Annotated in this window: 12 protein-coding genes and 2 tRNA genes; 1 reads left to right on the top strand and 13 read right to left on the bottom strand. The window is 41.0% G+C overall.

Going from position 1 to position 13,627, the window contains the following annotated elements; translation table 11 throughout:
• Window positions 1-3 precede the first annotated feature (3 nt).
• From LU361_RS11740 to rfbB, 7 genes are all read right to left on the bottom strand, one after another.
• On the bottom strand, window positions 4-756 hold the full coding sequence (locus LU361_RS11740) for an SDR family NAD(P)-dependent oxidoreductase (RefSeq protein ID WP_233089032.1): 753 nt from the start codon (window positions 754-756) through the stop codon (window positions 4-6).
• On the bottom strand, window positions 757-1,701 hold the full coding sequence (locus tag LU361_RS11735; RefSeq protein WP_233089031.1) for a phosphoglycerate dehydrogenase: 945 nt from the start codon (window positions 1,699-1,701) through the stop codon (window positions 757-759).
• Window positions 1,702-1,703: 2 nt separating this feature from the next.
• Window positions 1,704-2,372, bottom strand: coding sequence for an acylneuraminate cytidylyltransferase family protein (locus LU361_RS11730; protein ID WP_233089030.1), 669 nt, complete (start codon window positions 2,370-2,372; stop codon window positions 1,704-1,706).
• Window positions 2,332-3,267, bottom strand: coding sequence for a glycosyltransferase family 2 protein (locus tag LU361_RS11725; protein WP_286206474.1), 936 nt, complete (start codon window positions 3,265-3,267; stop codon window positions 2,332-2,334). The genes LU361_RS11730 and LU361_RS11725 overlap by 41 nt, the downstream gene beginning before the upstream one ends.
• Window positions 3,268-3,272: 5 nt before the next feature.
• Complete coding sequence (locus tag LU361_RS11720; RefSeq protein ID WP_233089028.1) at window positions 3,273-4,058, bottom strand: MBL fold metallo-hydrolase; 786 nt, start codon at window positions 4,056-4,058, stop codon at window positions 3,273-3,275.
• Window positions 4,059-4,115: 57 nt separating this feature from the next.
• Complete coding sequence (gene rfbA, locus LU361_RS11715; RefSeq protein WP_233089027.1) at window positions 4,116-5,009, bottom strand: glucose-1-phosphate thymidylyltransferase RfbA; 894 nt, start codon at window positions 5,007-5,009, stop codon at window positions 4,116-4,118.
• 80 nt (window positions 5,010-5,089) lie between these two features.
• A complete protein-coding gene (gene rfbB, locus LU361_RS11710; RefSeq protein ID WP_233089026.1) occupies window positions 5,090-6,139 on the bottom strand; it encodes a dTDP-glucose 4,6-dehydratase in 1,050 nt (349 codons plus the stop codon).
• 957 nt (window positions 6,140-7,096) lie between these two features.
• Here rfbB and LU361_RS11705 point away from each other — a divergent pair.
• Window positions 7,097-8,629 (top strand): polysaccharide biosynthesis protein, encoded by a 1,533-nt coding sequence (locus tag LU361_RS11705; RefSeq protein ID WP_233089025.1) that lies wholly within the window; start codon window positions 7,097-7,099, stop codon window positions 8,627-8,629.
• A 14-nt stretch (window positions 8,630-8,643) separates the two neighbouring features.
• Here LU361_RS11705 and ihfB read toward each other — a convergent pair whose 3' ends face one another.
• The 6 genes from ihfB to cmk form a co-directional block, all read right to left on the bottom strand.
• Window positions 8,644-8,928 (bottom strand): integration host factor subunit beta, encoded by a 285-nt coding sequence (gene ihfB / locus LU361_RS11700; protein ID WP_233089024.1) that lies wholly within the window; start codon window positions 8,926-8,928, stop codon window positions 8,644-8,646.
• Between the two features lie 240 nt (window positions 8,929-9,168).
• Complete coding sequence (gene rpsA / locus LU361_RS11695) at window positions 9,169-10,848, bottom strand: 30S ribosomal protein S1 (protein WP_233089023.1); 1,680 nt, start codon at window positions 10,846-10,848, stop codon at window positions 9,169-9,171.
• A gap of 421 nt (window positions 10,849-11,269) precedes the next feature.
• Window positions 11,270-11,344 (bottom strand) — tRNA-Asn (locus LU361_RS11690).
• A 66-nt stretch (window positions 11,345-11,410) separates the two neighbouring features.
• Window positions 11,411-11,485 (bottom strand) — tRNA-Asn (locus LU361_RS11685).
• 146 nt (window positions 11,486-11,631) lie between these two features.
• Complete coding sequence (gene lapB, locus LU361_RS11680) at window positions 11,632-12,837, bottom strand: lipopolysaccharide assembly protein LapB (protein WP_233089022.1); 1,206 nt, start codon at window positions 12,835-12,837, stop codon at window positions 11,632-11,634.
• A 113-nt stretch (window positions 12,838-12,950) separates the two neighbouring features.
• Window positions 12,951-13,625, bottom strand: a complete 675-nt coding sequence (cmk, locus tag LU361_RS11675; protein WP_233089021.1) for a (d)CMP kinase — start codon at window positions 13,623-13,625, stop codon at window positions 12,951-12,953.
• Window positions 13,626-13,627: the final 2 nt, after the last annotated feature.

Genomic DNA, 13,627 nt, shown 5'->3' with positions numbered 1-13,627 from the left:
ATATTAGGCTAAGGGGTCGACCAATTTACCGGATATTCCACCATCTATATTTAATGTGACCCCATTTATAAATCCATCAGTATCATTCACGAGATAGGTAACTAGCTTGGCAACGTCTAGAGGACTACCAATTTTTCTGCTAGGGTGAGAATCTGCAAGTTTATCATATGCAGTTTTATCAGATTCGAATCCAGCTAAAAGCATTTTAGTCTCAATCGCAGCAGGTGCAATACAAACTGCCCTAACGCTTCCAGCCCAATCCAAAGCCATTGACCGAGTGACTGATGACAATGCAGCTTTAGACGCAGCATAAATACCAAAATCTTTCTTTGTTTGCTCAGAATGAATACTACCGATGTTAATCACAATTCCTTTCGATTTTTTTAAATCGCTGTAGAGGAAACCTGACATCAATACAGGAGCAAAACAGTTGACTTGAAAAGTTTTTTGCCATTCACTGCACGTAGAGTCCTGAATAGAATTTAGTATTTGTACGGCTGCAACATTGACTAATGCGGTACAACAACAATCCAACTGATTCTGAGTATTTTTTATTTGCTCTTGTATCTGTAAACGATAACTTTCATCGCTGGACAATTGAGAAAAATCCACCTGCATAAACTTATGCAGCTTGGAAGAAGTTTCTTCACATGGTGGGACAATATCAATGCCTACCACCAAACCTAACTCACACAATTGGGAGACTATTGCTTCACCAATGCCTCCCGAGCATCCTGTTACGTAAAAAACATTCATTTAAACGGCTTCACTGGATAAATACTTGTTTATCTGATCAATCGCCTTATAACTCGTTCTAACAACAGCTTCGACCGTGTTGGATGAGTTATGAGTTCCCAAAACACATCTAGGATGCTCAAGTAAATAAGAATCTTGAGAAATAGGTTCCTCTTCGAACACATCTAAAGCAGCGGAGTATAAAACTCCTGTTTTCAACCCATCTTCCAATGACTTTTCATTGATCAGCCCACCACGACCAACATTTACGATTCTTACTCCAGGTTTCAATTGTTCTAGAATAGAATCATTAAACATATGATAAGAACTTTCTGTTAGTGAACATGTGAAAACCAAAAAATCAAGATCACCAACGTTATCTGGCCACATCCTATGAACTGTATTTACATTATCATTGTCAAATTTTGCATATGGATCATAGATAGTTACGTTCATATCTGAGGCTATTAGTCTCTTGTGAACATTTTTACCAATATCCCCAAAACCAACCAACCCAACATTTTTACCCTGCAAAGAAATACCAGCTGGTTTTACCCAATTCCCGAGACGTACTTGCCGATCAATCAGGAACGTTTCTCGCGCCAAACCAATTATGTATCCCATAGCAACATCAGCTACTTCACGACCAAACATATTAGGAGTATTCGTGATAGGAATGCCTAAATCTTCACATGCTGTAAAGTCAACATTGTCAGTACCTATACCCCATTTCACAGCAGCCCTTAGCTTTCCCATACGCCCAGCTTGGAATACAGCTTTAGTAGCTGGATCATCGCCAATGATCCAGCCATCCACATTAGGGACTAAATCAATCAACTCTTGTTCACTCAAAGTTTGAACAACCTCTGGCGCGACTACATCTAAGTCATAATTTTCAAACTTTTCCAGACATAGATCCAAGGATTGAAGCATAGGAGGGCAAGTAACAAGTATTTTTTTCTTCATAATTATTTCTGTAATTTTCTAGCTATTTCCCAATCATCAGGAGTATCAATATCTACCGACTCACCTTTAGGAGTCTCAAATAAAAAAGGCTTTTTACCGATTCTAGCTTGAGTTGACTCAAAACTCTCTTTAGTAAATAAATACAGATTTGAATTCTCTTCAAACCAAGGCTCTAAATCTTGGGTCTTAATGAGCTTATCTGGGTTATGATTTATTGGAGTTCCATCTTTTTTATAAAATCTAGTTTGGATTTTATCAACCGAAAATAAGGAATCATGCTCACCGGTAGATAAGGATTCAGAAAATTTAGACAAAGCGTCCACAATAGTTGATCGGCTTAACATAGGATTAGTGGTATGAGTCATCAAATAAATATCACTATCAATTGCAGCGATATCGTCACCAATGACTTTATTCATTGAAACATCATCACCGCATATTTCCTGCCTTCTATCCCGAATTAAAACGCGTTCAGAGCTTTCCAAGCCATAGGTAGAAAGTATATCTCGAGCATCTGTGTTGATAATTACAGAATCTATGATGTCAACACTCAGCAATGTATCTAAGACCCATCTAAAAAGTGGTTTTCCATTCAGGTCTTTAAAGTTCTTACCAGGGACTCGCTCACTATTAGCCTTCATTGGCAAAAGTGCCACTATCTTTTTCTTCATCGAACCGTGCCGACCTCTTTGGGTAAAAATATTCTTCTTTCTGTAACGCAGTTAACTTTTTATTACTGCGGTTACCCTTAAAACTTCCCCTATACTGATAAAAACGGTATTTCAAAATAGGAATTAAGTTATTAAATAATACTCCAGAACGCAGCGCACAAGATAAATCATGAACAATACTAGCAATTAAGTAGCGGAGAAAATCCACCATAGAAATTCTTATTTGAGGCATAATTTCTTGTAGTGCTATCGCTTCTCGCTCAAATCTACGTTCAATCTGTGACCAACTTTCTTCATGAATGTGATAAACACATGCAGAGCTGACATAAGCAACCTTCCACCCCTCGCCCACTATTGCCTTAGCAAGGTACATATCTTCTAGACCTGTCAAATCCTCATCAAAAAGAAACTCTTTCCACACATCCCTACGTATGACACTGTTCGCATTGTTACAGAAGAAGCCTGATTGGGGGACTGCATCGTGTTGGGGGAAATATTTAGAAAATATTCTTTTCTCACTAAAAAAGCTTGATGAATATCCAACCTGGCGACCGTATACATACCCAATATTTGATTCGTTAAATGGTTTACATAGATTCGCCAGCCAAAATTCATCTGTCGGAACACAATGACCACTTATGATGGCCAAATACTCTCCGCTGGCTGCTTCGCATCCAATATTCAATGAACGCCCAAAGGAAAACTCACTTTTACGAATATTGACAATTTTGCAGCCAAAGCTCTTAGCAATACTAACTGTATTATCGTCTGACCCAGAATCTACTAATACAATTTCAATATCAAAACCCGGACAAACTTGGTTCTTAATTGAACGCAATAATTCACCTAGGTATTTTTCCTCATTTAAAGTTCGAATAACTATACTAACTAGCATTGTGTCTATAATTCAGTAGGGTTAATTAACAATTCGAAATCAAAATTAAAGTCTCTATGAACTACTTCTAACTCTTCTTTAGAAACAGAATGAATATGAAACATATCCCCGTGAGAAGGAATAACTTTTTCAATTTTCAGTTCATGAGCTAACGTGAAAGCCTCTCGAACCGACATGTTTCCGATCGTTCCAAACCGCTCCTTAAAATAATTTCGCTCATTAATTGGCAGCATAGCGACATTTATTACAGGCAATTCTTTTAGAAAATCATATAACTCATCTGTAATACAAGTATCACCAGATATATACACTAGCTTTCCTTCAAAGGACAAAAGGAAACCTACACAACAAAAACGGCCGTTTTCGTCACGGGTAATTTCAGGGTGAGCAGCAGGAGTAATTCGTATGTTAATACCATCAGCCAGAACTTCATGCTCGTTTTCAGAACACAAAACTAATCTGGATTCATCAAAACCCCAAGACCTAAGCAACTTAATGACGGAGATAGGGCCATAAAATTTACAAGAAGGAGAATGAATTGCTATTTTTCCGACCGTCTCAGGATCACAATGATCTAAATGGTCATGAGTCAGTAACACCCAATCAGCATCATTAATTTCTTCAGGATTAATCGGAATAGGGATTAATCGTTCTAGCTCGGGAGAATCAAATTTTCGAACTGAATCAGACAGATATGGATCAATATATAATACGGTATTATTAAACTCCATCCTGAAACCAGATTGCCCTAACAATCTTAGGCTAACCTTCTTATCCTTATCACTACTCATCTTTCAATCACCAAAAACAAATTAATAATCGCTTGATATATTACCAAAGCCGCACCATTAGTTAGCAGTAACGACTTGCTCAAGGACTTTCAATAAATACTTCCCATAGTTCGTTTTTTTATACTTCTCTGCAAGATCGAACAATTGATCTCTACTTATCCACTGATTTGCGTAAGCAATTTCTTCCGGACAACAAACTGCAAGCCCCTGCCTCTTGACCAAGGTTTCAATGTAGTTCCCAGCTTCCAATAATGAATCATGAGTACCAGTGTCTAACCAAGCGCTGCCACGACCTAAATCTTCGAGTTGTAACTTGCCGTTATCGAGATAAATTTTATTTAAGTCAGTTATTTCTAGCTCGCCTCTTGGAGAGGGTTTCAATGATTTGGCCAAGTCAACTACTTGGTTATCATAAAAATACAAACCGGTAACTGCATAGTTAGATTTAGGCTTTTCAGGTTTTTCTTCAATTGAAATAACTTTGCCACTTTCATCAAACTCTGCTACACCATATCGTTCTGGATCATTGACCCAATAACCGAAAACTGTTGCGCCGTCTTCTTGCGAATTTGCAGATTTGAGCTTTTCACCTAAACCATGGCCATGAAAAATATTATCACCCAAAATTAGACACACTGGCGCACCATCTAGGAATTCTTCACCTAGAATAAAAGCTTGTGCTAGGCCATCTGGAGAAGGCTGAACGACGTAAGTAAACTCAACTCCCCATTGCGATCCATCACCTAACAATTTTTTAAACTGATGCTGATCGTCTGGCGTAGTAATGATTAATATTTCCTGAATACCCGCCATCATTAAAATCGAAATGGGGTAGTAGATCATCGGCTTATCATAGACTGGCATTAGCTGCTTACTGACAGCTAAAGTAAGTGGGTGAAGTCGAGTACCTGATCCACCAGCTAAAACAATCCCTTTTCTTTGCTTATCCATTTTCACAAACCTTTATTAATAAATTTTTCTAGAATAAATACGCTTTAGACACTTCATTTTGAGGCAGCATTTTTTAAATACTAGGTATTTAGGCCTATTCGGCCACGGTCATATTTATTTTTCGTAACGGCCTCACACCACGGCTTGTTAGCTAAATACCACTCCACGGTTTTACGGATGCCACTTTCAAAGGTCTCTAACGGCTTCCAATTTAGCTCCTCGCTGATTTTGGTAGCGTCGATTGCGTATCTCTGATCATGTCCTGGTCGATCAGCAACATAGGTAATTTGATCTTCGTATTTACCATCTTTGGGCACCAACTCATCGAGTAACGAACAAATCGTTTTAACTACTTCAATGTTTTTCTTCTCGTTGTGTCCGCCTATATTATAGGTAGAGCCAACCGCGCCTTCGGTTACCACCTTCAACAGCGCTCTCGCGTGATCCTCTACATACAACCAATCTCGAACTTGTGAACCATCGCCGTAGACTGGTAAATCTTTACCGTCTAACGCATTGAGAATAACCAAAGGGATAAGTTTTTCTGGAAAATGGTAGGGGCCGTAATTATTTGAGCAGTTAGTTTGAAGAGTCGGAAGGCCATAAGTTTCGTGCCAAGCTCGCACCAAGTGGTCGCTTGAAGCTTTAGATGCGCTGTAAGGGGAATTCGGAGCGTAAGGTGTATCTTCGGTAAAAAAGCCTTCAGTACCCAAAGTTCCAAACACTTCGTCAGTGGAGATGTGATGGAATCTAAATTGGTCTTTTTTCACATCGGTAAGAGTGGAATAGTATTCTCTTGCGACTTCCAATAGAGTAAAAGTGCCCATGATATTGGTTTGCATAAACTCAGATGGGCCATCAATAGAGCGGTCTACATGGGATTCGGCGGCAAGATTCATGATGATATCTGGATTAAAGCTGGCAAAACAGGCTTCTACAGCCTCTCTGTCAGAGATATCAGCTTGCACAAATTGATAACGTTCTGAATTCTCTATGTCTGCCAGGGATTCTAGGTTTCCAGCGTAGGTGAGTTTATCTAGGTTGCATATTTCGTGATTGGTTTGTGTAATCGCTTCCCTAATAACTGCTGAACCAATGAACCCGGCACCTCCAGTAACCAATATTTTCACAGACTTCCTCCTAGATAGATTTTATTTGCTGAGTTAGCTCCAAGCTAAATCAACAATATGGCTTTCAGACAGCGTTGAACTTTATCATCACGACTTATTAGCCACAACTTTAACAGGCGTACCTATCCTAGAAGGAATCGAAGTGTAAAACTTAATCCTTTAATAGCCCAGCTTATCATTTTGGATCCAAAATGATGCATACAATATTGAAACAGTACAACTCACAAACATTTAAATGCATATCAAAGAAATTGCAGTAAAAATGCCGGTGCAGGATATCAAATGCTACTGTAAACTTGAATAAACAACACAAATTAAAGCTGGTATTCGCGCCTAAACACCCAAGACGAACAGTTTATGAAAGTTTTGTGAAAACTATTAATAATATTTCACAAATTTGCAAAGTGTGGTGTGAAATTGGGGCCGAACATACAATACCATGCTCACTTTCCATCAACCCTATTTTCTTGACGCATCAAGATAACCTATAGGTACCTTTCGTTGCTCTTAAGACTATTATCTTCATCAAGACCCATAAAGCGCTTGGTATCGGTAAGTTATGACGCCCTTGTCATTCCTCTGGCAATTTATCTCGCCATTTATTTCCGGGTAGGAGAATCGTTTTCTCTGATTCAACCCAAGTTACTTACCGTTGTAGTGATAACAACCGCTGTGACACTGGTATCTTTTATAAAGCTTGGACTTTACAGAGCAATACTGCGATTCATGGCACATCAAGCAGTAATCACTGTTGTTGTCTGTACGTTCATATCAGCGCTAACGCTTGTTACTACTGCGTATTTTTTCCAGCTGACGATAGACATACCAAATAGAGGCGCCATCGAGCTACCGAGATCGACACCATTCATTTATGGATGTTTTACACTTGTGGCCTTGGGTTTTCCGAGGATGTTCATAAGAACCCTGGTACATCTTTTCTTGACCAACCGCCGACTCATGAAGTCAGACGACCGCGAGTCTATTCTGATTTATGGCGCAGGCCATACAGGCTATCAAATAGCTAGCAGCTTGATGCAAGCTAGAAAGTACGAGGTTATCGCCTTTATTGACGACGACAAAAAGCTAACCAATACAACAGTTAGAGGGGTCGCGGTCCACTCAAGTGATTCAGTCGCCAATTTAATAAAACTCTACAACGTTAAAACAATACTTTTAGCTCTCGGGCAGACCACTAAATCAAACCGCTCATCAATTGTTGAAAAGCTGGAAAAATTCGAAGTCAAAATTCAAACAGTACCTACACTTGAGGACCTACTGTACGGCCAAGCGCACGGACAAGAAATAAGGGATATAGAAATAGAAGACCTCCTTGGGCGAGACCCTATCCCCCCTCGAAAAGATTTGCTTGACCAATGCGTTCGCGACAAAGTTGTTATGGTCACAGGGGCAGGCGGCTCAATTGGCTCTGAACTGTGTCGACAGATACTGTCAGAGAGTCCCAGCAAACTTATTTTGTTTGAGCAAAATGAGTTCAACCTATACAGAGTCGAATCAGAACTAAAACAGCACTTTCCCAACGAAAATTTATTTTCTGTGCTCGGCACGACTCTAGATCGCACGCTCGTATCATCCGTTATTTGTAATTTCAATATACAAACAATCTACCATGCCGCAGCGTACAAACATGTGCCCATGGTAGAAAAAAATATTGTCGAAGGCGTTAAAAATAATGCGCTAGGTACTTGGGAGTGCGCGAAGGCCGCAATTGAGCACTCTGTAGAAAACTTTGTATTAATTTCTACCGACAAAGCCGTGCGCCCCACCAATATTATGGGGGCATCTAAAAGGCTTGCTGAATTAATTCTGCAAGGGCTTTCAAAAAAAGAGAGCAAAACGAAGCTCTCAATGGTTCGCTTCGGTAACGTATTGGGCTCATCAGGCTCTGTAGTTCCGCTATTCAAACAGCAGATAGCCGGCGGCGGTCCCATCACAGTAACCCACAAAAATATAACTCGATATTTTATGACAATCCCTGAGGCTGCTCAGCTGGTTATCCAAGCCAGCGCCATGTCTATGGGTGGAGATGTATTTGTACTGGATATGGGAGAACCCATACGAATCTGGGATCTCGCTGAGAGAATGGTAAGAATGTCAGGCCTGAGTGTTAAATCAAACACAAACCCAGATGGCGACATAGAAATACGACAGATCGGATTAAGGCCAGGAGAAAAACTGTACGAAGAATTATTGGTCAGCAATGATGTAAGAGGAACTGAACATCCACTGATAATGCGCGCGACAGAAGCAAGCTTAAGCTGGCTTGAGACACAAAAACTGATCGAGGAACTGATTCAGCATTGCAAAGACTTCAATGCAGTTAAGCTGAGAGAGCTTATTGCAAATGCACCAACCCACTACAGTTACGACGGCATTAATTACGATTTACTGGAAAACCAGAAAGAGAAAATTGTTTCAATAGATTCTGCCAAGCTGACTCGCCTGCGCCCGGGTAAACAGAATACCGACTAATCAGGGGAACGGAGTTAAATACTCTCGTTAACCCTGTCTCTCATCTCTTTACCTGGCTTAAAGTGAGGAACATACTTGCCTTCCAACTGCACAGCCTCACCGGTTTTAGGGTTTCGCCCCAACCTTGGCTCGCGATAGTGAAGCGAAAAACTTCCAAACCCTCTCACTTCTATTCGATCACCAGATGAAAGAATTTTAGACATGTACTCTAAAATCAGCTTAACTGCCAATTCAACATCTTTAGAAGACAGTTGATCCTGTCTTTCTGCAATCCGCTCGATTAACTCAGATTTAGTCATACCTCAGCCCCCAGGAGTGAACACGAATCAATTCGGGTTACAAAACAACCAATGACCAACCTAAATTCGCTAAGTACCTGATTTATATATCATTAAATGAGCTACTGCAAGAAAGATACTCGACAAAACTAAAAATCTTTGCAAAACGCTTCGAATTAGAACGAAATTAAATATAAATACTTCTTACAGACACAAAAAAAGCGGCTATAAGCCGCTTTTTTCGAAAAGATCAAGTCTACATTAGTCTTGATTTTCCATTTGAGCCTTAATAAGGTCACCAAGAGTCGCAGGAGCTGCAGATTCAGCAGACTTGTTAGAGTGCTCTTTGATAGCAGCCTTCTCTTCGTCTTGATCTTTCGCTTTGATCGACAAGTTGATTGCACGATTCTTACGATCAACGCTAACAATCTTAGCTTCAACAGACTCGCCTTCAGACAAGACATTACGTGCATCTTCAACTTTCTCGCGGCTGATTTCAGACGCTTTCAAAGTTGCTTCAACATCGTCTGCCAAAGTAATAACCGCACCTTTCGCGTCTACTTCTTTAACAGTACCAGTTACGATTGCACCCTTGTCGTTCTCAGTAACGAAGCTGCTGAACGGATCAGTTTCTAGCTGCTTGATACCTAGAGAGATACGCTCACGCTCTGGGTCGATTGCCAAGATAACGGTCTCAAGCTCATCGCCTTTCTTGTACGCGCGAACCGCTTCTTCACCCGCTTCGTTCCAAGAGATATCAGAAAGGTGTACCAAACCGTCGATACCGCCTTCAAGACCAATGAAGATACCGAAGTCAGTGATAGATTTGATTTTGCCAGAGATCTTATCGCCTTTAGCAAACTGACGACCAAATGCATCCCATGGGTTTTCTTGACAGTGCTTGATACCAAGAGAAATACGACGACGCTCTTCGTCGATATCAAGAACCATTACTTCAACTTCATCACCTAACTGAACAACTTTTGATGGGTGAATGTTTTTGTTGGTCCAATCCATTTCGGAAACGTGAACCAAACCTTCAACACCTTCTTCAAGCTCAGCAAAACAACCGTAATCGGTAAGATTGGTAACAGTCGCTTTAACACGCGCACCTTCTGGGTAACGCTGAGTGATTGAAATCCATGGATCTTCGCCAAGTTGCTTAAGACCAAGTGATACACGATTGCGATCGCGGTCAAACTTAAGAACTTTAACTTCGATTTCATCGCCAACATTAACGATTTCGCTAGGATGCTTGATGCGCTTCCAAGCCATATCGGTGATGTGAAGAAGACCATCAACACCACCAAGGTCAACGAATGCACCGTAGTCGGTAAGGTTTTTAACCACACCTTTAACCGCAGCACCTTCTTGTAGGTTAGCTAGAAGCTCTTGACGCTCTGCAGAGTTTGCTTGTTCTAGAACAGCACGACGTGAAACAACAACGTTGTTACGCTTTTGATCTAGTTTGATAACTTTGAATTCAAGGTCTTTGCCTTCGAGGTGCGCAGTTTCACGAACTGGGCGAACATCAACCAAAGAACCTGGTAAGAATGCACGAATACCGGATACATCAACAGTGAAGCCACCTTTAACTTTACCGTTGATAACACCTTTAACAACTTCTTCAGCAGCGTGAGCAGCTTCAAGAACTTTCCAAGACTCAGCACGTTTCGCTTTTTCACGAGAAAGGCGAGTCTCACCGAAACCATCTTCTACAGTTTCTAGAGCAACTTGAACTTCGTCGCCAACGTTCAGTGTTAATTCGCCATTCTCATCCAAAAACTGAGAAGATGGGATAACACCTTCAGATTTAAGGCCTGCGTGCACAGTAACCCAATCTTTATCAACATCAATAACAACACCAGTTACGATAGAACCTGGCACCATGTCGACATTTTTTAAACTTTCTTCAAACAGTTCTGCAAAGCTTTCGCTCATTACGTTACCTATAAATAAAGGCTCATCCAGCCAAACGATTATGCGTCGGGGCTAGACTGCGCAATCCACATATCCAGTTACGTGGGTTTGTTTTTAAATAAAAGCTTGGTATTTTTTACTGGAATTCTACAAAGCCTTCTCGAATATCTCGCTTCATGCAATACAAAGGCGAAAGCAGTTATTTTAATAGATTCATTGGATCTAAAAATCCAGCAATCAAATAACGCTTAACCACATTTATATTATGGGCGTCTAAAAAATAGCGCCGAATTCTACCAGAAATGAGCATTTATAGCAATTGCGAAACGCTTCTGTGAATTTCCAATCAAGAGAACGAATTCAATAAAGAAAGAAAGAGAGGCAAACCTGAAAACCGAAATAGCAATACTATGAGTAACGATTAGATTTAAAGGATTTTGAATGGCTCCGGCACCTGGGATCGAACCAGGGACCAATAGATTAACAGTCTACTGCTCTACCGCTGAGCTATGCCGGATTTGATGATCGCATCAAGTGCGATTTGAAATAAAAAAAGCCAAGACTTAATCTTGACTTTTATATATGGCTCCGGCACCTGGGATCGAACCAGGGACCAATAGATTAACAGTCTACTGCTCTACCGCTGAGCTATGCCGGATCAATTCTTGCGAAGCAATACGCCTCTTAGGAATGGCGCGTATCTTATAGAGCACCATGAGGGCTGTCAACAAAAACCAATAAATAATTTAAGTAATTGTTTTTTATAGTTATTTCCGATCAAAAGACGAACAGATTACACTTTTTTTACTCGCCATCTAAGCCTCTAACAGCCTTAGTTGTTCCCCAACTTTTACAGCTCGGACAAAGCCAATGCAAATGATTGCCTGAAAAGCCACACTGCCCACATTGATAATAAGACTTATGAGTCACAAGCAACTCCAATAGATCTCTAACCAATACCTGGCTCTTTTGATTCTCAAGATCACGATCTTTCTTACTTGATTGAAAATCCAAGAATTTGCCAATCACCCTCAGAGACGGTCGAATTTTTAACTTTTGATCTAACAGCTCAACCGCTGCACTCTCACTTTCATAGTTTTTAACCAAATCTGCCAACGAGATAAGCAACGAACTACTAGGGTGTTGATCTTGAAGACTCTTTAAATACTTGATCATATCTGGGACATGATTCAAGGAGCGATAACACTCCAACATCTCCGGCAAGACTTCTGGAATATAGTCGGGGTCTTGTCCAGGCACACGCTTAAAATGATCGATAGCAACCTCAAAGTCTTCTCGATCCTTAGCCACTCTGGCCCACTCAATGCTGGCGCGTGCACAATTGGGATCACAGGATACAGCTTTTCTCAAAAACAGCTCTGCTCGATCTAAATTTTCCAGATTTTTTGCCCCGAGCGCCAACTCACAATAAAAATGCGCCTGGCGCTGGCGCCACAAATCCTTCTCATAATCCGGTAAATCAGACAGCAGCTTATTTACCGCATCAATAGCTTCGGGCCAATCACGCTCGTCACGATAAATTTCGACCAAATGGGTCAAACTAACAATTCTGATGTGAGCATCATCACTTTCACGCAGCTGTAGGAATATTCTCTCGGCCTGATCCAAAACACCCGCCTTTTGGAAATCCAACCCCAACTCAACGCGCATTCGATTGCGTTGAACCTGAGAAAGTGACGTATTTTCTATCAAATTCTGATGGAATTTTATGGCGTGCCCCACTTCGCCCCGCTGGCGAAGTAAAGAACCGAGCGATAAATGAATCTCAAAAGTTGATTCATTGACATCAAGTAGCTCCGTCAACGTATCGACAGCAGCGTCAGGTTTATCGGTAAGAAGAAAATTTAAGCCCTGCAGATATTGGGAAGCAGCCTTTCCGTGGAGCTTTTTTACAGACTGGGATGAAAGCGGGAAACCGTATTTTCCGAGGAAAAAACCAATAGCCAGAGCGATAAGCAACAATATATAGATAATTCCATTTTCCATCATGCTTTCACTTATCGACTCTCTAGAGATTAAAGTTATTAACTCAATGCAGCAAAAATAAAACTCAGACGATCACACCCGTTTTAGCATTAACGCAAACCGGTAGAGCAAACAGATTAAATAATTTTTAAGCTCTGCAAATGGGAAACTACTGTCTGACAAACCTCATCAATACCCATAGTGCTACTGTCAATGAGTAACGCGTCATCAGCAGGCGCTAAGGGCGAAACAGCCCTGCCGGCGTCATTCAAATCACGCTGTTCAATATCAGCCAAAATTTGCGAATAATCCGCCTCACATCCGGCCTCCATCAACTGATTGTAACGGCGCTTAGCTCGATCTTCGGCGCCAGCGGTGAGAAAAATTTTGGCATTAGCATTTGGGAAGATTGTGGTACCCATGTCCCGGCCATCGGCAATAAGGCCGGGGTTGCGCGCAAAGCTTCTTTGGCGTTCCACCAGTGTTTCACGAACAGAAGGGTATGCAGCGATGGTTGAAGCCATCATACCAATCTCTTCGGTTCTCAATGATTGACTGACATCTTGGCCATTAAGAATAACCGCCACACCCGACTCCGTCGGTTCAAATTCAACATCCAAATACTGACAGATATTAGCCACAGCACTTTCATCTTCAATATTGACATCGAGCAGCTTCGCCGCCAGCGCACCGAGGCGGTATATGGCTCCGCTATCGAGCAAATGAAAACCGTATTGCTTGGCCAAAAGAAGGCTTAATGTCCCTTTACCGGCCCCACTCGGACCATCAATTGTAATTACAGGATAAGTCACCC

The organism is Sessilibacter corallicola (assembly GCF_021290925.1).
Lineage (GTDB): Bacteria > Pseudomonadota > Gammaproteobacteria > Pseudomonadales > Cellvibrionaceae > Sessilibacter > Sessilibacter corallicola.
Note: the sequence above shows the minus strand (reverse complement) of the source record. Positions and strands in the feature narration are given on the sequence as shown.